This is a genomic window from Bacillus sp. Brlt_9 (assembly GCF_051948935.1).
Taxonomy (GTDB): domain Bacteria; phylum Bacillota; class Bacilli; order Bacillales; family Bacillaceae_G; genus Bacillus_A.
Map to the genome: position 1 here is coordinate 15,323 of NZ_JAYJLO010000019.1, position 21,618 is coordinate 36,940.

A 21,618-nucleotide genomic window follows, 5' to 3' on the forward strand; every position below is an offset into this window, starting at 1 on the left:
CTCTTACGCTTCTTGCTCTGTTGTTTCGTCTTCAATACCTAATTCTTTTTTAATCCAGTCGTAACCTTCAGCTTCTAGACGTTGTGCAAGCTCAGGGCCACCAGATTTAACGATACGACCGTTCATCATAACGTGAACGAAGTCTGGAGTGATGTAGTTTAATAAACGTTGGTAATGCGTAATCATTAGGCAACCGAACTCTTCGCCGCGCATTTGGTTAATACCTTTAGATACAACTTTTAATGCATCGATATCAAGACCTGAGTCGATTTCGTCTAAGATTGCGATTTTTGGCTCAATCATCATTAATTGAAGAATTTCGTTACGCTTTTTCTCTCCACCAGAGAAACCTTCGTTTAAGTAACGTTGTGCCATTTCTGGATCCATTTCTAGGAATTCCATGTTTTTATCTAATGTACGGATAAATTTCATAAGAGAAATTTCATCGCCCTCTTCACGACGTGCATTAATTGCAGAACGTAAGAAGTCAGCGTTTGTTACTCCGCTAATTTCACTTGGATATTGCATTGCTAGGAATAGACCTGCTTGTGCGCGCTCGTCTACTTCCATTTCTAATACATCTTCACCGTCGATGATGATGCTACCTTCTGTTACTTCATACTTTGGGTGACCCATAATCGCAGAAGATAAAGTTGATTTACCTGTTCCGTTAGGTCCCATAATTGCGTGGATTTCTCCACCTTTTACTTCAAGGTTTACACCTTTTAAAATTTCTTTGCCATCAATTGATACGTGTAAGTCTTTAACCGTTAATGTAGAACCAGCCATCTCAATACCTCCATTAATCCTATATATACATTTTAAAAATTCCTAAAACGTTCATATTCTCATTTTATTCTCATTCTAATCTTATATCAAATAAAATGATATCGCAAACGACGAAAAAAAGTAACAATTTTTTCACAAATGTATATAAGTATTTCCCTTGCATCTTTATATGATACACCTTTCTTCTTATTTATATAAAGAAAAAAGGACTGGTAATTTTCCAGTCCTTTCCTTATATTTATTCATTTACCGGAAGTACAGCACCTTTATATTCTTTATTAATAAAGTCTTGAATTTCTTTTGAATGTAGTACTTCTACTAGCTCTTTAATTTCTTTTTTCTTCTCGTCACCTTTACGAACTGCAATAATATTTGCGTATGGAGAGTCTGATCCTTCAATCGCAATTGCATCCTTTGTTGGATTTAATTTCGCATCAATTGCATAGTTTGAATTAATGAATAAAGCGTCACCTTCATTATTTTCATATAACTTCGGTGACAATCCAGGTTCAACATCTGTTTTAAACTTTAAGTTTTTCGGGTTTTCTACAACATCTTTTACTGTTGCCTTAACAACATCTACACCTTCTTTTAATTTAATAACGCCACCTTTTTGTAAAAGTGCTAGCATACGTCCACGCTCTGCTACGTTATTACTCATAATAACTGTCCCGCCATCTGGAAGTTCTTTTAAACTTTTATATTTCTTAGAATAAATGCCCATTGGCTCTAAATGGATTTTTCCTGCGTTTACAATTTTATATCCCTTTTCTTGAATTTCTTTATCTAAGTAAGGAATGTGTTGGAAGTAGTTTGCATCAATTTCCTTATCCGCTAACGCTTTATTCGGCAGCACATAATCTTGGAATTTTTTAATTTCTAATTTAATACCCTTTTTCTCTAATATCGGCTGTGCCTTCTCTAAAATAACAGCGTGCGGCACGTTAGAAGCTCCCACAACAAGCTTATTCTCCTCTTTCCCTCCGCAAGCAGCTAATGTAAATACAGACAGCGCTGTAACAACTGACAATAGAATCTTTTTCATATGATATCCCCTTCTCCCGTATAATTATGTAGTTATAAAAAGGGCCAGCATACACCAACCCTTCCGCAGCAATTATTCTTTTACAGGAACAACTGCCCCTTTATATTCTTTATTAATGAAGTCTTCAATTTCTTTAGAATGTAGTACTTCTACAAGAGCTTTAATCTCTTTCTTATCTTTATCACCTTTACGAACAGCTACTACGTTTGCGTATGGAGAATCGTCACCTTCAATTGCAATTGCATCTTTTTCTGGATTTAACTTCGCATCAATTGCATAGTTCGAGTTAATTAAAACAGCGTCGCCTTCTTTATTGTTATACACTTGTGGTAATAAACCCGGCTCGATATCTGTTTTGAATTTTAAGTTTTTCGGATTATCCGCAATATCTTTTGGCGTCGCTTTAACTGGATCTACTCCGTCTTTAATTTTTAAAATACCTTCTTTTTGTAAAATTGCTAAACCACGTCCATGGTCAGCAACAGAGTTACTCATAATAATTGTCGCTCCGTTTGGAAGCTCTTTTAAACTTTTATATTTTTGAGAATATACACCAATTGGTTCTAAATGAATTTTTCCTGCTACTTCAAAGTCATACTTTTTATCTTTCATTTCTTTTTCTAAATACGGAATGTGCTGGAAGTAGTTTGCATCTAAATCCTTATCCGCTAACGATTTATTTGGTAACACGTAATCTTGGAACTTTTTCACTTCTAATTCAATTCCTTTTTTCTCAAGTAACGGTTTTGCCTTTTCTAAAATAACAGCGTGCGGTACGTTAGAAGCACCGACAACAAGTTTCTTTTCATCTTTATCTTTCCCACCGCAGGCAGCTAACCCAAAAATTGAAGTTGAAATAAGTGCTGTAAGTAATAATTTTTTCATTTGAAACATCCTCCTGTTTTTTATTATCGTTTATCTATTCGAGTCGTTAAACTATCACCAATCCACTGAATGAAAAATACAACTAGTAATACACAAATTGTCGCAACGATTGTTACATCGTTATTTCCTCGTTGGAATCCTTCTAAATAGGCAAGTGTGCCAAGGCCACCAGCACCAACAACTCCCGCCATCGCTGTATAGCCTACTAAAGCAATTGTCGTAACCGTAATACCAGATACTAACGCTGGTAATGATTCTGGAATTAACACTTTCAAAATAATTGTGCTTGTTTTTGCTCCCATCGCTTTTGAAGCTTCGATTACACCTTTATCAATTTCACGAAGTGCAATTTCAACCATTCTTGCATAAAATGGTGCCGCTCCAATAATTAAAGCCGGAAGTGCTGCACTTGCTCCAAGAATTGTTCCAAGCAAGATCTTTGTGAATGGGATTAATAAAATAATTAAAATGATGAACGGTATCGAACGGAAAATGTTTACGAACGCTCCAATCGCTGTATTAACCGTTTTGTTTTCCCATAAATTATCTTTCGCCGTCATGAAAAGTAACAATCCTAAAATTAGTCCTAAAACAAATGTGGCAAGAGCTGCGATTGCCGTCATATATAACGTTTCACCAGTTGCTTCTAACATTTGATTCCAATCAACATTTGTGAGTAACTTATCCATGTGCAATCACCTCCAGCTCTACTTGATCTTGATGTATTCCCTCTATTGCTTGCTGAATCGCTGTCTCCTCACCATTTAAATGAACGACTAAACTACCGTAAGAGCCGTTATTCGTTTGTGCGATATTTCCTTGCAAAATACTAACTTCTATATCACTGCGTTGCATTAATCTTTGAAGCACTGGTCTTTCTACAGCCTCACCGATAAACTGCAAACGAACGACTTTACCATCTGGATACTTTTCAATTAAACTTTCAATCGTTTCATTTGTATCTTCAGAATCCGTTAACTGCTGTACAAATCGTTTCGTAATGTCTTTCTGCGGATTGCGAAATACATCAAGTACTGGACCCGTTTCTACAATCTTTCCTTTCTCCATTACCGCTACTCGATTACAAATCTTTCGAATGACGTGCATCTCATGTGTAATAAGTACAATTGTTAAACCGAGACGCTTATTAATATCTAATAATAAATCTAAAATTTGATCTGTCGTTTCTGGATCAAGAGCTGATGTTGCTTCATCACATAAAAGCACTTGTGGATTGTTAGCTAATGCTCTTGCAATACCGACGCGTTGCTTTTGTCCTCCGCTCAGCTGAGAAGGATACGCGTCTCCTCTTCCCTCTAATCCAACAAGATGAATTAACTCATCCACACGTTTTCTTCTCTTCGCCTTATCAACACCTGCAATCTCAAGTGGGAACTCGATATTTTCTCGTACAGTTCGTGACCAAAGTAAGTTGAAGTGTTGAAAAATCATTCCGATTTCTTGCCTTGCCTTACGAAGTTCACTTCCTGTAATTGCTGAAATCACGCGATTTGCAATTGTAATTTGACCAGAAGTTGGTTTCTCTAGCTGATTGAATAATCTGATTAACGAACTTTTCCCAGCGCCACTATATCCGATAACACCAAATATTTCGCCTTTGTCTATTTTTAAATTGGCATTATCTACAGCAGTGACATCACCGCTTTTTGCTTTATATATTTTCTTTACATTTTCTAATAAGATCATGATGTTCACCCCTTTTTGTTTGGATCGACTCCGCAATTTTTTATGTTTAATGCGTGTAGTCCACCGTTATCACTACTTTTATTATTTGAATGTCCTCCACATTCAAACAATAAAAAAACCTTTCTGCTCTAGAGAAGCAGAAAGGTTTATGTGCGTATATAACAACATTATCCCTCTCTCTCATCTCTCAAAGCATTTGCTTTGCAGGAATTGGCACCATTTCAACATAAGTTGACGGTTGCCGGGCTTCACAGGGCACAGTCCCTCCACCTCTCTTGATAAGAGAAATCAGATTACATTTTCGTCTGATTTGTAATTTATGAAATTGTCTATATTTTATGAATTGAATTGTATCAACATCCACACACCATGTCAACAGAAATTTTCGCAAAAAATGAAACTTCAGAATTTTAAGCGCCTACTGACATCGGTTTACATATATGAAACATCGATTCAACTAACAGCATCGTTCGATACGTTCCCGAATATTGTACACGCCCATCGTTCATTAACATTTGCAATCGTACATTTCCGTTCACCAATTGTTTTACATCTTCTTCATCTACACAAACGATTTGCTCCGTGCCTCTTTCCTCATGTAGCAACTCTATATAATCTCTTGAAATTTGTAACGAACAACTCTCATCTCCAAAGCGGAAATTAACAGTTTTTTCTCCTTGTCTTAAAAGCGGCTCTAAATGATATTGACCATTAGCATAATTTACAAATGATTGCAGCAAAGAATATAATTTCACCCTAAATCACATCCTTCATATCACTTTCTATTACACATACCATTCCCTCTCACTAAAGAGCAATCCTGTTATTTTCGCTCGACAAATACTGTAACCACCCTGCCTCTCGACATATTTCCCGAGAAATATGTCGAGGCGGCAAAAACTTTGCCGCCTACTTTAATTCCGTATATAAATATTCAACCGAATGAAATGCATATATCTTCTTCATGAGTGTCCCATTTTCAAAAACAAGTAAACACGGTACACTTTCGATTCCATACTCTTTCGCTAAATGCGGAGCATAATTTAAATCTAACATTCCAATTTTCAAATCTTCAATTGTCATCTCAACGACAGTTAACATCTTTTTTGCTAATTGGCATGTTCCACACATTGGAGTATATACATATAACACTGTTTTTTCTTCGTTCTCTATTAGGGCTGTTGCTTCGGCTCCTGTCCAGTCAATCACTTCTATCATTCCTTACCGTAAATATTCTGTATAAACGTCAATGTCAGCTCCCCATAATACATTTGCTAAGTGTGAAGATGGCGCAGTTGCCACTTCTCGGTACGAGCGATCAATATAAATATGCTCTGCTTGCGGGAATTCTTTGCGAAATTGTTTCCTTAACTTTTCTCCAGCATCATCAGCATCCACTAGCACATACACTTCCTTATCAAAAAACTGATCAACGAGCTCATCCATTTTCGACAAACCAATTGTACCATTTGTACAAACAATTTCCACCGGTTCCCGAATAATAGATTCAATCTTTCTTCTATCTGATGTACCTTCTACAATAATGACTTTTTCCACATAAATCATATGTCATCACCCGATCACCATATACTATACAACCTTTAACTTAGTATATAGTATATTCGTTATTTTCATGTTGTTTCCTGTTTATTTTTGCAAAAGAAAAGCGCAAGCGGCTCGTTTAGAACAGGAGGGCATTGGAACTCCTGAACTAGAGGCGCCTTTTGCCTCAAGTGAAGGAGTGAAATGACCGACTGTTCTAGCCGCTGGAGCTGGATCATAATGAAAAGCGCAAGCGGCTCGTTTAGATTGTGAGGGGGATGGAGCTTCTGACGCAAAGGCGATTTTTGCCTTGCAGGAAGAAGTGAAGCCACCGAACAATCTAGCCGCTGGAGCTGGATCATAAAGAAAAGCGGAACCGACTGCTTAGCCCTGTTGGCTAAGGTTCTTTCGCACAGAAGACGCTTTTTGTCTTCTCGTGCGGAAGGTTCTTAGACATGAAGGGCTAGGAGGTGGAGCTGGACAATGAAAAGCGCAAGCGGCTCGTTCAGATTGTGAGGGGGATGGAGCTTCTGACGTAAAGGCGCTTTTTGCCTTGTAGGAAGAAGCGAAGCCACCGAACAATCTAGCCGCTGGAGCTAGACAATAAAAAACGTTCTCCTACACGATAATTAGTATATGATTCTACGTTCATTATTTTTCACAAAATAAAAAAGGACAGCACAAAGGCTGTCCTTTAGTCGACTATAATTAGTCTTGGTTTGTCATTTCTGCATATTTTTCAGCAGTTAATAACTTCTCAACTTGGCTTGCATCAGAAAGTTCAACTTTAACCATCCATGCACCCTCGTATGGAGATTCGTTAACAAGTTCTGGTTGGTCACTTAATTCTTCGTTTACTGCTACAACTTTACCACTTACAGGTGCGTATAACTCAGAAACTGTTTTAACAGATTCTACGCTTCCGAATGGCTCGTCAGCTTCGATTGTTGCACCTACTTCTGGAAGTTCAACGAATACGATATCGCCTAACTCACCTTGTGCAAAGTGAGTAATACCGATAACAACTTCATTACCTTCAGTTTTTACCCATTCGTGTTCTTCAGAGTAACGTAAATTATTTGGAATGCTCATGACTGTACCTCCAGTGAATGTATTAATTATGTAAAAATACCTTATTGGTACTTTTTCCACACACTTTCAAACTGCTCTTCGTTAAAACCAAGTGTTACCTTCGTTCCATCTGTTACAATTGGACGTTTAATCAACATGCCATCAGATGCTAAAAGCTCGTACATTTCGTCTTCACTTGCATCTTTTAACTTATCTTTCAGACCAAGTTCACGATAACGCATTCCACTTGTATTAAAGAATTTTTTTAATGGTAATTCACTTTTTTCATGTAAATTACGTAAATCTTCTTTTGATGGTGGATTTTCAACAATATGAATCATCTCATATGCTACATCATTTGCCTCAAACCATTTCTTTGCTTTTTGACATGTGCCACACTTTGGATATGAATAAAATGTTACTGTCATAAATTCACCTACTTTTTTACTAACCTTTACCTTTATCATATAGAAAACGTTTTATTATTTCAAACGATTATTCGCTAAACTTTTACTTATTTCGTGATTATTTTTAATAATCCTGCTAATTTTTCTTATTTTTCCGCCATTTGTTAAGAAAAAATAAATATATAATTTTTTTAGATTCTTCTCTTATCACTCGCCGAACATATATCTTAAACAAACGTTTGATTAACTCCTATTTTTCTTTGTTAACTCTTGATCTGCATCGACTTCTTCCTACCGAACGTATATCTTAAACAAACGTTTGATTAACTCCTCATTTTTCTTTGTTAACCCTTGATCTACATCGCTTTCTTCCTACCGAACATACATCTTAAACAAACGTTTATTTAACCATTTCACCCTATAGTCACAAAACCTGAAAACACTTTACATGACAAAGATGTACAGATAAAAGGAACTAACGATTTTGGCCGTAATAATGAGAGTGTTCCATGATTTTGAAGAAATTACTGCAAAGAAAAAAGACGCATTTAAATGGATGCGTCTTTTGGCGATGTTTCTTTTGTAAAATCATATAAAGTAATTGCACCTAAAATAACCAATATACTTTCAGGGGCATCTAACAAAATAGTTCTCCAAGTTTCTGATATTACCCATTTAATACCTGCTGATTCAAGATATGCTTGAAAATAACCGATTGTAAAATCAATTACAAATAAACATACAAGTAATGTTAGACCAAAACGAATTAATTTCTTGTTTGTAAACATGTAACACCTCTCAAAATTCACTGGATATTTCTGATTTCAGTTCTTTATATACAAAAATCCTTATATTTAATTTTAACACACGTAATATCCAAATAAATACAATATGCATATTTGCATATTGTATTTACAGTATTCCATAATTTCGACTAGTTACCTCATAAACAATGGCATCGGTTGAACCCACTATGTACCCGATTCCTGCATGCGAAATAAAGGAGAAGCTTCGTTTACAGGACCCTTCTTCATCATCGACTCAAATAATCTGCAATTATTTGAAATACGACGATATACATATTGTGAATACTTTCTTCAGTATTTCCACCATTCGATAAACCAACTGCCCATTGTTGTCCTTCCCCACTTCCGATATTTGCAAAGCCTTGCGTATACATAGCATTTACATCTTTTCGGGCGCTGTTATACTCTATCCCTTTTGTAATAAAAATCGAATATGATTTATCTTGCAAACCGATAAAAAACACTGGTTTCTTTAGCGATGAAAATACATTTTTATACTGCTCTGTTGAGGCTTCTTGAAAGTGATCTTTCATTATTAGAAAACCATCTACTTCCTTAGATTTCTTTTCCAGTTCCTCTAACTTCATTTCCTCAAACTTTATATTCCTAAACGTATCTTTCGGTTTTTCTCCAACAACTCCAATTACGAGTGCTCTTCCGTTATATTCTAATTTCTCTCCTTCTTTATCCTTTGCACACCCAGCACCGACTAGGCATATCAATATAAAAAATAAGAAATACGATAAACGCTTCATATAGCACCCTCCCCTTCTTTTCAGTCAAGTGACAAAAACGTAAGGTTAATTCAAGAAAATGTAAGTAAAATCGATAGCCCAAATTACGTTTCTATATTATAATCAATTGAATTTACTTACATTACTAAACATAGGAGATTATCATGAAGAAATTTAAACTTTCATCTTTTCTTCCGTTAAGTTATATACTTCTACTCGTACTCGTAAGTCCCCTTTACGATGTATTAAATAAATCTACTGTACACGCAGTAGATGTCACAACTGTAGTAGATGATTGGATTCCATTTGTAAAAGCATTTATTATTCCTTATTTACTTTGGTTTCCTTACTTATACGGCGCACTTATTTATTACTGCTTTGCGGATCGAAAACAATATTATGTCACTTTAAGTAGTATCATTCTTGGAAAACTTGCTTGTTTTTCTATTTATTATTTTTGGCAGACAACTGTACCACGTCCAACAGTCGTTGGATCTGACGTATTTTCCGAACTAGTCCGCTATATTTATAGTATCGATCAACCGGTAAACTGTTTCCCTAGCATTCACGTTCTTACTACATTTATCATTATGTTAGCTGCCTTTAAACGTAGAGAACAACATGCTTTTGAATATTACATCCTTATGTTCTTCGGTACGCTCATTATTTTATCAACACTATTTACGAAGCAACACGCATTTGTAGATGCCATTTCTGGAATGACGCTTGCAAGTATACTTTACTTCGGCGTTCAGCTGTTATTAGCAAAAGAAACAGTACGTGTTCCAGTAAAACAAAATCATAAAATGTAAAAAGCAGACTGTGGCTTCCAGTCTGCTTTTCTCTATATAAAGTGAAACTTTAATCAGTGTGGGTTTTGTTCATCCCCCACTGATTATTAGTTGAACCAATCGGGCTTTTACGGGCAGTTGATCCCCCACCTAACTTCTTTGCTTTCGCTGAATTTTGAGGTGGGGGTCTTACTGCCCGTTAAATGCGGGATAAAAGGAGATTTTCAATTTAAGATTGCGGTACAGTCATATCACCAGAGTGAATACGACCTGCTTTTTTAAGAGCAATGTAAAGTATATAAGAAACAGCTACCGGAATGATGATATAAGTGATTACCATCGCTGGGACAACTTCCCATCCTTCGCTAGAAATTAAATTAATTGGTGCGATAAGAGAACTTAATCCAAGACCTGCAATTTCTTTTCCTGCTTCCAGTTGGAAAATTAATGCGGATACTGGACCAACTATAGCACTCGCGACGACAGTTGGGACGAGAATCATTGGATTTTTAGTGATATTTGGCAACTGTACTTTCGGAGTACAAAGTGCTTGAGCTAATATGCCGCCTAAATTGTTTTCTTTCGCTGAGATAACAGAGAATCCGATAAACTGAGCTACGCAGCCTGCAAGAGCAGCACCACCTGCAACACCGTCTAAGCTAAGTGCGATTGCTAACGCAGCTGATGAAGCTGGAGAGATAAGTAATAATCCCCAAACGACTGCAATGACGATAGAAGCGATGAACGGACTACCAGCTGAGCTATCTTTAATAAATGCTCCAACTGTATTTAACACAGGAGTAATATTATGAGATAACCAAATACCGACTAAACCAGAACCTAATATTGCTGCAAATGGAACGAGCATCATATCTAACGCAGTTTTTCCACTTAAACGTTTACCAATATATACAGCTAAAGTCGCTGTTAATAATGCACCAATTGGCTCACCTGTTTTAATAATTAGACCTGCTTCAGTAATTGAAATGGATCCAGCACCAATCGCTCCAGCTACCATAGCCGAGAAGATTACAAGACCATTTGCACCGAGCATAAAAGCAATTCCGGCACCAATGGCTGGTGCCATAAGTGATTTTGCAACAACTCCGATTGTAATAAGCAACGGAATATCAACAATTCTTCCTATATTTTCGATTAGTAAACCAATTCCAAGGGATACGAAAATACCTTGCGCGATTCCAGCTGACGCTTTAAATACACGAGACATTATATATTCCTTCATTTGTTTCACCTTCTCCTATAAGTTAGTAACCAATTGTTTTCATATAATCACGTAAAATATCGTTTGATTTTGCGAATCGAGATTCTTCATCCTCTGTTAAGTTTAGTTCTACAACTTCTTTCATACCATCTCTAGTAATAATAGCTGGTACTCCTGTACAAATATCATATTCACCGTACTCCCCATCTAAAATGGCCGATACAGCAATGACACGGTGATCATCGTTAAAGATTGAACTCGCAATATATGCTAGAGAATTTCCGATTCCGTAATAAGTAGTACCTTTTCGTTTATAAATTTCCCATCCAGCTTTTGCAGTCTTCTCAACAATTTCATCTAAATCTATTTCACCAAATCGTTCTTTTTGTTCTTCTAAAATTTGCAGAATTGGTTTTCCACCAACAGTTACGTGTGACCAAGCAACCATTTGAGAATCACCATGTTCCCCTAATGAATACCCGTGAATACTGCGAGGATCTACATGTAACATTTCAGATAAAATTGTTCGTAAGCGAGAAGAATCTAGTGATGTACCAGTACCGATTACACGATTTCTAGGTAATCCAGATAATTTCCAAACTTGATATGTAATAATATCAACTGGGTTCGATGCAAGTAAGAAAATACCATCAAATCCACTTTCCATTACGCCGCCAACAACACTTTCCATAATCTTTGCGCTTGCTCCTAAAGTATCTAAGCGACTTTGCCCTGGTTTTGGCGCTGGTCCTGCTGTAATAATAACAATGTCCATATCTTTGCAGTCTTCATAACTTCCTGCATATACTTTTGTTCTTGTATTTGTAAAGTTAATGCAGTGTGATAAATCCATTGCTTCCCCAACTGCACGTTCATGATTTATATCAATTAATAATAGCTCTTCGCAAATGCCTTGATTGACAATGGAATATGCACAACTTGATCCAACTAATCCAGTACCGATAATTGCAATTTTTCTTGTATTTCGTTTCATAGCAATCTCTCCTAATTGATCATGTAATCTATTTTTTTGTTCTTTACACTCTTCATTATAGAGGTTCTCACGATAGAAACCATGGATAGTTTGTGAATTATTGAACAAAGTTTTTGTCCTTTTTGTGAATTGTTATATTCAATTTTCGTCATATTTGTTACAACTGGAAAAATATTTATTATATATTTATTGACATACACAAAAGAAAAAAACGAGCGACTTCATTCGCCCGTTTTTTCATCCCATTATTCTGCACTTAATTGACCTTTTAATTGCTGGACAATCATTGGATTCGCGGGTGCAGCTGGTTTATAATAATTTTTTTGCTTTGCGTACTCATACATATTACGTTGGCGCATCTCATCTTGATTACGAATTTGGATTAACGTTTGATGTAATTGTTCATTATCAGACTGAGAAATATAATTTGCATAACTCGTTAAACTTGCATTTAATCCTGCTAAATAATCATTTACCATATCTTTTTCATTCATGTTCCGCTTCCTCCTATCCTAGGAAAGTCATTAATTGTTGCTTCGTATTTCGTGCATCTTGCGCATCCTTTTGTAACATTTGTTTCAGTTGTGGATCTGTACACGTCTGTGCATACTGCTCCAACTTGTTAATAATTGTTGCGTGTCCACCGATCAAATGACGTAAGTTTTCTACTTCAAGCTCTGTTAAGTTTTGCATAGGATACTCCTACCTTTCTTTATTCGTTCACTGTTAGTATTTAGCTCTTTTTTGATTGTATACATGAATTAACTTTTTCACGTGCATACAAAATAAAAGATGAATAGCTAAGCCATTCATCTTTTATACTGGTTATGTATTTATTTTTATAGAGACACAATCACACTTATACTCACAAGTAAGTTCCATATGATGTGTAAAATAATACTAGGTATAATAGATTGCGTCTTTTTGTATAACATAGCAAATACAATCCCCATAATCATTGCCGTAACCGGAAAACCACCATGAAGAATCCCAAAGATGAAGGAAGAAATAATGATACCAACTAGAAAACTATATTTCTTTTCAAAAAATCGATACAAAATACCTCTATATAAAATTTCTTCTTTAATTGGTGTAATTATAGCAACACTTAACACATATATAATACTTTGTAGACTATTTTGAAGTCCTAAGCTTCCTAATTGATCTCGCTGCTGCTCTGCACTTTCAAAGCTAAACAACTCTAACATTACATACTGAGTTAATGCAATGATGATAAAACCTATTAATAAATACAAGTAGGTTTTCCCATTTTTTAAAACAGATACATCCCATATGTTCTTAATAAAATGAAGCACTGGTTTATAAGCAAATAAAACAATAGTAACAACCGCTGCATCAAATAGAAGTAAATAATATCCCTCTAAATTAGCACGTAATACCTCTTCTCCAAAAATTCCAAGGGCTAAAGCAAGGAATAATCCCCCTAAGAGTGAGAACCCTAGAATGCTTGCAATCGTTACAACTAGATTTTTATATGTTATGTTATCTACTTCTCTTTCTGCATTATACGCGTCTAATACTGTTTTTCTCATACTATTCCTCCATTTGTTTTCATTACCTTAACAAAAAACCTTTAATACAAATATATAGATAATATAACAATTTTTTCAAAAAGAATAATATGCAATTTTACATATCATGAAATCTTTGTATTATATAGTTTTTGGAATTAAATTACTATAGAATAATTATTAGATGAAATTCCAAAAATTTCTTATCTATCCACCATAACCCTCGCATCATATAAAACTTATTAATTAAAGGAGAAATGAACATGAAAACACATGACTTCCTTACAGAAATCCAGAAAGGCTCTGAACCTAGTCCCTATCAAGATCCTATCGCATTCAGTTTCGTTTGCTTTTTCTTAGCGATATATACATTTTTCAAGCCTGTAAAATGATATCATTTCATCAAAAAAAGCCTACCATTCTTTTCGAATCATCTGCACAAAAAAACCTTAGAATCGCTTCTAAGGTTTCTGATTACCTCACTTCTTATTCACTTTCGCATAACATGTAATCCTTTAATAAACGTTTCCAATAATACATGTAAACTTGTATCTAAATCTAGCGGCAGACCAAATCCACCTTGTTGTTCAATCGACGCAAACCCATGACAAATACTTCTGAATCCACGTGTCGCATGAAGTGCATTCTCTCCTTCTAAGCCGTATTGTTGTAAAACCTGAAGACAAAGCTTTACAATTCCGTCACCTGCTTTTCTTACTTCTTCATCTCGTAAAAAGGTTGCTTCATACAGTCCAGGATGTTTGCGTACGAATGCTACATACGCTTCTCCTAAAGCATGAATTGCTTCATCCATCCGTTTACCCTCAGCAGCTTCTTCCAGTCTGTTATGCAGCTGTTTGATTCCATAAATACCAAGATTTTTCCGTACATCTTGTAAACCTTTCACATGATTGTATAGCGAGGGTGAACGTACCCCTAATGTTTGTGCTAATGAAGCTAACGTTACTTCTTGTATTCCATTTGCATCCGCAATTTCTACCGCTGTTTCTACAATTTTCTGTAATGTAAGTCCGATTCTTGGTGACATCAATTAACCCTCTTTTCTACTTTCTATATTCCGCTTAGCCTCCTTAATAGCAAGTTTTATGACAGTGCTTGGATCCTTTATCATTTTCCCATGTCCTGCCGCAAGTAAGGAAGGCTCATATTCGCTTAACTTTTCTGCACTTTGTAATGATATTTCTTTGCTCCACGTTGCCATCGCCGGAAACGGAAACCAAAATTTCATTTGTCCCGAAACAGCCATGCCCCCTCTTGTTTGAAATGCATCCCCAACAATAAGAGCTTTATTCCGTACATCAAGAAACGACATGGAACCTGGCGTATGTCCTGGTGTCATAATCGCAAGAAGCGATCCAACTCGGTCGCCATCTTCCAATAAAACATCAGGTACCGTTTTTACTTTTTTAGGTACACCGCCTTTTATCGGTATATTCGGTTCATCCTTTTGTAACGTCGTATCTCCTTCTAACAGCTTTGCGTCCCGCTTAGAAATATAGACTGGAACATTAGGAAGTACTTCCTTTAATGCGTCTAATGCACCGATATGATCATCATGCGCATGTGTTAATACAATCTTAGTAATTGGTTTTCCTATTTTCTCAGCCGCCTGTAAAATACCTTTTGCGCTATATGGCAAAGCCGCATCAATTAAAGTTAAACCATCTTCTTCCTCCACAAAGTAACAATTCACAGGAAACACTCTTGGCAAAAATGACAATTGATATACTGTTTGCTCATGTATCATTCTCATATTTCCATCTCCCTTTTCACGAAAACTAATATCATTAGTTTTATTATACTAATGGCATTAGTTTTATGTCACTAAAAATTTCATTTTTACAAAAAAAAGAAAAGTAGCCGTTTATACGACTACTTTTCTTTACAACTATTAAACTGTGTAACGCTCATCTTCTAAAATTTTCGCAGCGATTTCACGTTTTTTCGGAATTACGTTAAGTGGTGTGTGGCGTGTTAATTTACGTAATGATGATAACATCATGCGCAGCATGTCGCCGTTTTCAACTGCAATAAGTGTTTCTTTCGCATCTGCTTCGATTTCGTTGAATGCTTCTTGGCAGAATACTTCAGTGTATAACACTTTTTGTTTATTCTTTTCAAGACCAGTCGTTTTAATTGCTTTTTCTGTACGAAGAACAGCTGACTCCATTGCGTATAGGTTACTTACGATGTCAGCGATATTCACAAGAATTTCTTGCTCTTTATCTAATGCTTTACCGTATTTTTGAGCAGCTAATCCAGCTACCATTAAGCCGATTTTCTTCGCGTTAGTTACTAAATATTTTTGAAGTGCTAATGGCTCATCGCCTACTTCTTCTGGCATCATCATCATTAACTCTTCTTGTAATTTTTGTGCTTTTTGAAGAAGTGGTAATTCACCTTTCATCGCTTTACGTAAGAACGTACCTGGTACGATTAAGCGGTTAATTTCGTTCGTTCCTTCGAAAATACGGTTAATACGAGAATCGCGGTACATTCTTTCAATCTCGTACTCTGCCATAAATCCGTAACCACCGTGAATTTGAACACCTTCATCTACTGTGTAATCTAGTACTTCAGAACCGAATACTTTGTTTAAAGAGCACTCGATTGCATATTCAGCGATAGAAGCTGCTACTGCTTTACCGTCTTTTACTTCTTCTTCAGATAATGTGCTCATGCGGCTTTCAAATAAACCTACTGTACGATATACAGAGCTTTCAGCTGCATATGTTTTCGCTGCCATATTCGCAAGTTTTTCTTGAATTAATGGGAAGCGAGCAATTGGTTGTTTGAACTGTTGACGTTGGTTTGCATATTGTGCTGAAATTTCTACTGCACGTTTCGCAGATCCAACTGTACCAACACCTAATTTATAACGACCGATATTTAAAATGTTGAATGCGATAATATGACCTTTACCGATTTCACCAAGTAAGTTCTCTTTTGGTACTAATGCATCTTCTAAAATTAATGTACGAGTTGAAGAACATTTAATACCCATTTTCTTTTCTTCTGGGCTTGTAGATACGCCAGCGTATTCTTTCTCTACGATAAATGCTGAGAAGTGCTCTCCATCAATTTTTGCGTATACGATAAATACATCAGCGAATGCAGAGTTTGTAATCCACTGTTTTTCACCATTTAATACGTAATGTGTACCTTCTGCATTTAAACGTGCAGTTGTTTTTGCACCTAATGCGTCAGATCCTGAACCTGGCTCAGTTAATGCGTATGCAGCTAATTTTTCACCAGTTGCAAGTAATGGTAAATACTTTTTCTTTTGCTCTTCGTTACCGAATAATACGATTGGTAAAGATCCGATACCTACGTGAGCACCGTGAGTAATTGCAAAGCCACCAGCACGAGAGAATTTCTCTGCGATTAACGCTGAGCTTACTTTATCAAGGCCAATTCCGCCATACTCTTCTGGTACGTCAGCGCCTAATAAACCAAGTTCCCCAGCTTCTTTTAAAAGACGAACAGAACGATCAAACTCATGTTGCTCTAAATATTCAAGCTCTGGAAGAACTTCATTTACGATAAAGTCCTCTGTCGTTTTTGCAATCATTTTATGCTCAGATGAAAAATCTTCTGGCGTAAACACTTGATCAATCGTAATCTCATCTACTAAAAAGCTACCGCCTTTAACCGCATTTCCTACTGTTTTTTCCATGAAAATTTCCTCCTTCATATTTTCATGAGCCGCTTCTTTCTTTTTGAAAGAAGCTGGCTCTCAATTTTATTTTTTATAAACCGTTGTTGCTTCCATTCTTTGCATTGGCGACGTCTCGTTCTGAGCAAGCCGCTTCCACTTTTTTATAATCCAGTTCCAGCAGCTAGAATGTTCGGTGGCTTCGCTTCTTCCTGCGAGGCAAAGAGCGCCTCTACGTCTGAAGCTCCATCCCCCTCACATTCTGAACGAGCCGCTTCCACTTTTTTATATAATCCAGTTCCGGTGGCTAGAACAGTCGGTCGTTTCACCCCTTCCTGTGAGGCAAAAAGCGCCTCTTCGTCAGGGCTTCCAACGCCCTCCTGTTCTGAGCAAGCCACCTGCACTTTTTTTATAGTAATTCAAACACTCCCGCAGCTCCCATTCCGCCGCCGATACACATTGTTACGATACCGAATTGTTCGTTGCGGCGTTTCATTTCGTGAATAAGAGATAGTGTTAGTTTTGCTCCTGTACAGCCAAGTGGATGTCCAAGTGCAATTGCACCGCCGTTTACGTTTACTTTTTCTTCATCTAATCCAAGTTCACGAATAACTTGAATGGATTGAGAAGCGAATGCTTCATTTAGTTCGAATAGACCGATATCTGATAGCTCTAAGCCAGCTAATTTTAACGCCTTTGGAATTGCAGCAATTGGGCCGATTCCCATTACTTCTGGTGGTACGCCAGCTACTGCAAATGAACGGAATTTCGCAAGTGGTTTCATGCCATCACTCACTGCTTTTTCACGATCCATTAATAGTACAGATGCTGCACCGTCACTCATTTGTGAAGAGTTACCAGCTGTTACAGAACCGCGAACGTTAAATGCTGGACGTAATTTACCTAAAATGTCTAGCGTCGTTTCTGCTCTTACACCTTCGTCTTGCGCGAAAATGATTGTTTCTTCTTGCAGTTTATTGTTTGATCCAACAGTACGTAACGTTACATCTACCGATACTGTTTCATCAGCGAAGTTCCCTGCAGCTAATGCTTTTGCAGCGCGTTGATGACTTCTTACTGCAAATGCATCTTGCTCTTCACGAGAAATTCCATATTTCACAGCAACTTGCTCTGCTGTATGTCCCATGCCCATATAATATTCTGGAGCTGCTTCTACAAGGCGACTATTTGGACGAACAACGTGTCCCATCATTGGAACTAAACTCATTGATTCCGCTCCGCCTGATAATACAGCTTCCGAGTGACCAAGCATAATACGCTCTGCTCCGTAAGCGATACTTTGTAACCCTGAAGAACAGTAACGGTTAATTGTAATAGCTGGAACATCGTAAGAAAGTCCTGCTAATCCGCCGATATTACGAGCCATATTTAAACCTTGCTCTGCTTCTGGCATCGCACAACCGAAAATTAAATCATCGATTGGTCCTTCATAATTCGCACGCTTTAACGTTTCCTTTACTACTAATGCCCCTAGATCGTCAGGACGAACTGTTTTTAATGAACCCCTCTTTGCTTTTCCAATTGGTGTTCTTGCTCCCGCAACAATGACAGCTTCTCTCATGAACGATATCTCCCCTCGTTATTAGTTACGTAATGGCTTTCCTTTTACAAGCATGTGCTGCATTCTTGCTTGTGATTTCATCTCACTTACTAAGCTAATAAATGCTTCACGTTCTACATCTAATAAATACTGCTCATCAACTTCTGTTCCGTACGGCACTTTTCCGCCCGCGATGACATATGCAAGTTTCTTCGCAATGTGAAGATCATGTTCAGAAATGTAACCTGATAAATGCATTGCTTCTGCACCAAGTACAAGTGTTGCATAGCCTGTTTCACCAACAACTGGTATCTTTTTGCGAATCGGCGCTTTATAACCCGCTTCATATAAAGAAAGTGCTTTTTGTTTCGCATCATATAGTAAGTGATCACCATTCACACTAATACCGTCTTTATCGCCTAAGAAGTTGTTCGATACAGCTTCTTGTGCTGATGTAGAAACTTTCGCCATCGCTACAGATTCGAATACTTTATTCGCAACTTTTTGCAGATCAAACTCTACGCCGTTTGGCATTTTATTTAAGTGCTTAATATATAGCTCTTTATTACCGCCTCCGCCAGGGATTAAGCCAACACCAACTTCTACTAAGCCCATATACGTTTCACTAGAAGCTTGAATGCTCGCTGCTGGTAAGCAAACTTCTGTACCTCCGCCAAGCGTCATACCGTATGGTGCTGCTACAACTGGCTTAGAAGAGTATTTAATTTTCGTCATTGCATCTTGGAAGTTTTTCACAACCAACTCAATTTCAAAGTAGTTGTCATCTTGCGCTTCCATTAAGATCATTGCTAAGTTCGCACCAACGCAGAAGTTCTTCGATTGGTTACCGATAACAAGACCTTTGTAATTCTTTTCTACTTCATCAACAGCGTAGTTAATCATTTGCGTAATATCCATACCGATTGCATTGCTCTTCGAATGGAATTCTAAGCAAAGGATACCGTCGCCTAAATCGATTAAGCTCGCTCCGCTATTTTTCTTTAATACGCCATTTTTCGCTTTTAATTGTTTAAGAGAAATTGCCTTTTTATTACGCTCAATTAGCTTATATTCGCCATTATCGTAATAGTAGCTATCTCCGTTATCATGTTTGTAGAAAGTAGTGAAACCTTTCTCTACCATTTCTTTCACCCAAGTCGGAACAACTACGCCGTTTTCTTCCATCTTTTGAACGGACTTTTCAACGCCAATTGCATCCCAAACTTCAAATGGTCCTTGCTCCCAGCCGAAGCCCCACTTCATCGCTTGGTCAATTGCAACGATATCGTCAGCAATTTCTTTATGAAGTTTTGCAGAGTATAAAAGAGTTGGTGTAATGATGTTCCATAACAACTCTCCTGCGCGGTCTTTCGCATATACAAGCGCTTTCAATTTATTCGATAAACCTTTTTCTTGTTTACTTAACTCGATAGATGCAGCTTTTAATTTTTTACGAGCTTCATATTCCATCGTTTCAGGATTTAATTCTAAAATTTCTTTTCCTTGTTTTAAGAAGAAGCCTTGACCTGTTTTGCTTCCAAGCCATTTTTTATCAAGCATGTCATGCATGAAAGCTGGTACTTTAAATACATCACGCTCTTCTTCTTTTACGTTTTCATATACGTTATTTGCAACGTGTACGAATGTATCTAAACCAACAACATCTAATGTACGGAACGTCGCGCTCTTCGGACGACCAATAAGTGGGCCTGTTACAGAATCAACTTCCCCAATGCTATAGCCGCGTTTTATCATCTCTTGAAGAGTTACTAATAAACCATACGTACCGATGCGGTTTCCAATAAAGTTTGGTGTGTCTTTTGCGATAACAACGCCTTTTCCAAGAACGTCTTCGCCAAATAGTTTCATGAAGCTTAATACTTGTGGATCTGTTTCTTTCGTCGGTATTACCTCTAGAAGTTTTAAATATCGTGGTGGGTTAAAAAAGTGTGTGCCTAAGAAGTGTTTCTGGAAGTCGTCTGAACGACCTTCTGCCATTTTTTCAACTGAAATGCCTGACGTATTCGAGCTTACGATAGAACCCGGTTTACGAACAGCATCTACTTTTTCAAATAGTTTCTTTTTAATATCTAAGTTTTCAACAACTACTTCAATAATCCAATCTACATCAGCTAGACGCTCAAGATCATCTTCTAAGTTACCTGCTTCAATCAGTGCTAGATTTCCTTTCACTGTCAGAGGAGCTGGTTTTTGCTTTAATAGTTTTTGCAGTGCCGTATTACTAAAACGATTTCTCACACTTTTATGTTCTAATGTAAGTCCCTTCGCTTCCTCTTCTTTTGTTAGCGCAGGTGGTACAATATCAAGCAATAATGTCGGAATACCAATATTAGCTAAGTGTGCCGCAATCCCCGAACCCATTACGCCTGAACCTAGAACAGCAGCCTTTTTAATTTGGAACATCCAATTCTCCCCCTATTCTTGAATGAATGCTCATTCAATTTTTCGACATAAGTCGCAATCAATGAGTGAGCCTCTACTAATAAATATATGATACAGTTTGAATTTTCGCAATATATTTATTGATAAAATTTTCTGAAATAAATATTTTTCTTTTATTTGCTCATGCTATATGTATGTATTTTCTTCACTCAAATACACTTTTCCTTTTTATAATCTGACGAAACTGGAGGAATATATATGGCAAAACTTAAGAAGAACCCTTCAAAAGCTGGAATTAGCGCCGCAAGTGTAACTGGAAATGCAGGTCCGCATAATCACGGTGTGGAAAAGGGCCGTCAAGGTAATAACCAGCAATATAAGAAGCATAATATGGGCGAAAAATAACGGTATATTTTTGGGCAGAAAACGTGGCATAATGGGTAATGGCTGCTT

25 protein-coding genes and 1 riboswitch are annotated in these 21,618 nt (G+C 37.0%); of the genes, 2 read left to right on the plus strand and 23 right to left on the minus strand.

What is annotated here, in order from left to right:
* Positions 1–3: 3 nt before the first annotated feature.
* The 12 genes from sufC to VF726_RS30520 all read right to left on the minus strand — a co-directional run bounded on the left by sufC (position 4) and on the right by VF726_RS30520 (position 9,007).
* Positions 4–789, minus strand: a complete 786-nt coding sequence (sufC, locus tag VF726_RS30465) for a Fe-S cluster assembly ATPase SufC (protein WP_000929163.1) — start codon at positions 787–789, stop codon at positions 4–6.
* 238 nt (positions 790–1,027) lie between these two features.
* A complete protein-coding gene (metQ, locus tag VF726_RS30470; protein ID WP_440173941.1) occupies positions 1,028–1,834 on the minus strand; it encodes a methionine ABC transporter substrate-binding lipoprotein MetQ in 807 nt (268 codons plus the stop codon).
* Positions 1,835–1,906: 72 nt separating this feature from the next.
* Positions 1,907–2,719 carry a methionine ABC transporter substrate-binding lipoprotein MetQ gene (gene metQ / locus VF726_RS30475; RefSeq protein WP_440173943.1) on the minus strand — a complete coding sequence of 271 codons (813 nt, stop codon included), beginning with the start codon at positions 2,717–2,719 and terminating at the stop codon, positions 1,907–1,909.
* A 23-nt stretch (positions 2,720–2,742) separates the two neighbouring features.
* Complete coding sequence (locus VF726_RS30480; RefSeq protein ID WP_144615265.1) at positions 2,743–3,408, minus strand: methionine ABC transporter permease; 666 nt, start codon at positions 3,406–3,408, stop codon at positions 2,743–2,745.
* Positions 3,401–4,426 carry a methionine ABC transporter ATP-binding protein gene (locus VF726_RS30485; protein ID WP_000601756.1) on the minus strand — a complete coding sequence of 342 codons (1,026 nt, stop codon included), beginning with the start codon at positions 4,424–4,426 and terminating at the stop codon, positions 3,401–3,403. The genes VF726_RS30480 and VF726_RS30485 overlap by 8 nt, the downstream gene beginning before the upstream one ends.
* Before the next feature lie 177 nt (positions 4,427–4,603).
* Positions 4,604–4,711, minus strand: a riboswitch (SAM riboswitch).
* Between the two features lie 125 nt (positions 4,712–4,836).
* A complete protein-coding gene (locus tag VF726_RS30490; RefSeq protein WP_000781217.1) occupies positions 4,837–5,181 on the minus strand; it encodes a hypothetical protein in 345 nt (114 codons plus the stop codon).
* A gap of 154 nt (positions 5,182–5,335) precedes the next feature.
* Positions 5,336–5,644, minus strand: coding sequence for a thioredoxin family protein (locus tag VF726_RS30495; RefSeq protein WP_002008881.1), 309 nt, complete (start codon positions 5,642–5,644; stop codon positions 5,336–5,338).
* A 3-nt stretch (positions 5,645–5,647) separates the two neighbouring features.
* Positions 5,648–5,992 carry a toprim domain-containing protein gene (locus tag VF726_RS30500; RefSeq protein WP_000640869.1) on the minus strand — a complete coding sequence of 115 codons (345 nt, stop codon included), beginning with the start codon at positions 5,990–5,992 and terminating at the stop codon, positions 5,648–5,650.
* Between the two features lie 684 nt (positions 5,993–6,676).
* Positions 6,677–7,060 (minus strand): glycine cleavage system protein GcvH, encoded by a 384-nt coding sequence (gene gcvH / locus VF726_RS30505; protein ID WP_000026896.1) that lies wholly within the window; start codon positions 7,058–7,060, stop codon positions 6,677–6,679.
* Positions 7,061–7,101: 41 nt separating this feature from the next.
* Complete coding sequence (locus VF726_RS30510) at positions 7,102–7,467, minus strand: arsenate reductase family protein (protein ID WP_000218967.1); 366 nt, start codon at positions 7,465–7,467, stop codon at positions 7,102–7,104.
* A 527-nt stretch (positions 7,468–7,994) separates the two neighbouring features.
* Entirely contained in the window at positions 7,995–8,234 is a 240-nt protein-coding gene (locus VF726_RS30515) for a DUF3937 family protein (RefSeq protein ID WP_440173945.1), read from the minus strand.
* A 245-nt stretch (positions 8,235–8,479) separates the two neighbouring features.
* Entirely contained in the window at positions 8,480–9,007 is a 528-nt protein-coding gene (locus VF726_RS30520; protein WP_440173946.1) for a hypothetical protein, read from the minus strand.
* 143 nt (positions 9,008–9,150) lie between these two features.
* Here VF726_RS30520 and VF726_RS30525 point away from each other — a divergent pair, with 143 nt between their 5' ends.
* On the plus strand, positions 9,151–9,798 hold the full coding sequence (locus VF726_RS30525) for a phosphatase PAP2 family protein (RefSeq protein ID WP_440173948.1): 648 nt from the start codon (positions 9,151–9,153) through the stop codon (positions 9,796–9,798).
* 208 nt (positions 9,799–10,006) lie between these two features.
* Here the strand turns inward: VF726_RS30525 and VF726_RS30530 are convergent, their stop codons facing one another.
* From VF726_RS30530 to VF726_RS30580, 11 genes are all read right to left on the minus strand, one after another.
* Positions 10,007–11,020, minus strand: a complete 1,014-nt coding sequence (locus VF726_RS30530; RefSeq protein WP_000666176.1) for a PTS transporter subunit IIC — start codon at positions 11,018–11,020, stop codon at positions 10,007–10,009.
* A gap of 22 nt (positions 11,021–11,042) precedes the next feature.
* Positions 11,043–11,993 (minus strand): L-lactate dehydrogenase, encoded by a 951-nt coding sequence (locus VF726_RS30535; protein WP_440173949.1) that lies wholly within the window; start codon positions 11,991–11,993, stop codon positions 11,043–11,045.
* Positions 11,994–12,238: 245 nt separating this feature from the next.
* The gene (locus VF726_RS30540) at positions 12,239–12,487 is read right to left on the minus strand and encodes a spore coat protein (RefSeq protein WP_440173951.1); all 249 of its coding nucleotides are present in this window, start codon (positions 12,485–12,487) and stop codon (positions 12,239–12,241) included.
* A 13-nt stretch (positions 12,488–12,500) separates the two neighbouring features.
* Positions 12,501–12,686, minus strand: a complete 186-nt coding sequence (locus VF726_RS30545; protein WP_001180555.1) for a hypothetical protein — start codon at positions 12,684–12,686, stop codon at positions 12,501–12,503.
* 146 nt (positions 12,687–12,832) lie between these two features.
* Complete coding sequence (locus VF726_RS30550; protein ID WP_440173952.1) at positions 12,833–13,546, minus strand: lysostaphin resistance A-like protein; 714 nt, start codon at positions 13,544–13,546, stop codon at positions 12,833–12,835.
* Between the two features lie 469 nt (positions 13,547–14,015).
* Positions 14,016–14,573, minus strand: a complete 558-nt coding sequence (locus VF726_RS30555) for a TetR/AcrR family transcriptional regulator (RefSeq protein ID WP_440173953.1) — start codon at positions 14,571–14,573, stop codon at positions 14,016–14,018.
* A 3-nt stretch (positions 14,574–14,576) separates the two neighbouring features.
* Positions 14,577–15,299: an MBL fold metallo-hydrolase gene (locus VF726_RS30560; protein WP_440173955.1), complete on the minus strand. Its 723-nt coding sequence runs from the start codon at positions 15,297–15,299 to the stop codon at positions 14,577–14,579.
* Between the two features lie 138 nt (positions 15,300–15,437).
* The gene (locus VF726_RS30565) at positions 15,438–17,222 is read right to left on the minus strand and encodes an acyl-CoA dehydrogenase family protein (RefSeq protein ID WP_000416287.1); all 1,785 of its coding nucleotides are present in this window, start codon (positions 17,220–17,222) and stop codon (positions 15,438–15,440) included.
* 143 nt (positions 17,223–17,365) lie between these two features.
* Entirely contained in the window at positions 17,366–17,599 is a 234-nt protein-coding gene (locus VF726_RS30570) for a hypothetical protein (RefSeq protein WP_000752426.1), read from the minus strand.
* Positions 17,600–17,610: 11 nt separating this feature from the next.
* A complete protein-coding gene (locus tag VF726_RS30575) occupies positions 17,611–18,783 on the minus strand; it encodes an acetyl-CoA C-acetyltransferase (RefSeq protein ID WP_001206342.1) in 1,173 nt (390 codons plus the stop codon).
* Positions 18,784–18,804: 21 nt separating this feature from the next.
* Entirely contained in the window at positions 18,805–21,186 is a 2,382-nt protein-coding gene (locus tag VF726_RS30580) for a 3-hydroxyacyl-CoA dehydrogenase NAD-binding domain-containing protein (protein ID WP_440173957.1), read from the minus strand.
* Between the two features lie 237 nt (positions 21,187–21,423).
* Here VF726_RS30580 and VF726_RS30585 point away from each other — a divergent pair, with 237 nt between their 5' ends.
* Positions 21,424–21,570, plus strand: a complete 147-nt coding sequence (locus VF726_RS30585) for a YuzL family protein (protein ID WP_001096344.1) — start codon at positions 21,424–21,426, stop codon at positions 21,568–21,570.
* Positions 21,571–21,618 lie beyond the last annotated feature (48 nt).

Coding starts and splice junctions, on each gene's coding strand:
- sufC (WP_000929163.1), bottom strand. CDS start 789: ATGGCTGGTTCTACATTAACGGTTAAAGACTTACACGTATCAATTGAT.
- metQ (WP_440173941.1), bottom strand. CDS start 1,834: ATGAAAAAGATTCTATTGTCAGTTGTTACAGCGCTGTCTGTATTTACA.
- metQ (WP_440173943.1), bottom strand. CDS start 2,719: ATGAAAAAATTATTACTTACAGCACTTATTTCAACTTCAATTTTTGGG.
- VF726_RS30480 (WP_144615265.1), bottom strand. CDS start 3,408: ATGGATAAGTTACTCACAAATGTTGATTGGAATCAAATGTTAGAAGCA.
- VF726_RS30485 (WP_000601756.1), bottom strand. CDS start 4,426: ATGATCTTATTAGAAAATGTAAAGAAAATATATAAAGCAAAAAGCGGT.
- VF726_RS30495 (WP_002008881.1), bottom strand. CDS start 5,644: ATGATAGAAGTGATTGACTGGACAGGAGCCGAAGCAACAGCCCTAATA.
- VF726_RS30500 (WP_000640869.1), bottom strand. CDS start 5,992: ATGATTTATGTGGAAAAAGTCATTATTGTAGAAGGTACATCAGATAGA.
- gcvH (WP_000026896.1), bottom strand. CDS start 7,060: ATGAGCATTCCAAATAATTTACGTTACTCTGAAGAACACGAATGGGTA.
- VF726_RS30510 (WP_000218967.1), bottom strand. CDS start 7,467: ATGACAGTAACATTTTATTCATATCCAAAGTGTGGCACATGTCAAAAA.
- VF726_RS30515 (WP_440173945.1), bottom strand. CDS start 8,234: ATGTTTACAAACAAGAAATTAATTCGTTTTGGTCTAACATTACTTGTA.
- VF726_RS30520 (WP_440173946.1), bottom strand. CDS start 9,007: ATGAAGCGTTTATCGTATTTCTTATTTTTTATATTGATATGCCTAGTC.
- VF726_RS30525 (WP_440173948.1), top strand. CDS start 9,151: ATGAAGAAATTTAAACTTTCATCTTTTCTTCCGTTAAGTTATATACTT.
- VF726_RS30530 (WP_000666176.1), bottom strand. CDS start 11,020: ATGAAGGAATATATAATGTCTCGTGTATTTAAAGCGTCAGCTGGAATC.
- VF726_RS30535 (WP_440173949.1), bottom strand. CDS start 11,993: ATGAAACGAAATACAAGAAAAATTGCAATTATCGGTACTGGATTAGTT.
- VF726_RS30540 (WP_440173951.1), bottom strand. CDS start 12,487: ATGAATGAAAAAGATATGGTAAATGATTATTTAGCAGGATTAAATGCA.
- VF726_RS30545 (WP_001180555.1), bottom strand. CDS start 12,686: ATGCAAAACTTAACAGAGCTTGAAGTAGAAAACTTACGTCATTTGATC.
- VF726_RS30550 (WP_440173952.1), bottom strand. CDS start 13,546: ATGAGAAAAACAGTATTAGACGCGTATAATGCAGAAAGAGAAGTAGAT.
- VF726_RS30555 (WP_440173953.1), bottom strand. CDS start 14,573: ATGTCACCAAGAATCGGACTTACATTACAGAAAATTGTAGAAACAGCG.
- VF726_RS30560 (WP_440173955.1), bottom strand. CDS start 15,299: ATGAGAATGATACATGAGCAAACAGTATATCAATTGTCATTTTTGCCA.
- VF726_RS30565 (WP_000416287.1), bottom strand. CDS start 17,222: ATGGAAAAAACAGTAGGAAATGCGGTTAAAGGCGGTAGCTTTTTAGTA.
- VF726_RS30575 (WP_001206342.1), bottom strand. CDS start 18,783: ATGAGAGAAGCTGTCATTGTTGCGGGAGCAAGAACACCAATTGGAAAA.
- VF726_RS30580 (WP_440173957.1), bottom strand. CDS start 21,186: ATGTTCCAAATTAAAAAGGCTGCTGTTCTAGGTTCAGGCGTAATGGGT.
- VF726_RS30585 (WP_001096344.1), top strand. CDS start 21,424: ATGGCAAAACTTAAGAAGAACCCTTCAAAAGCTGGAATTAGCGCCGCA.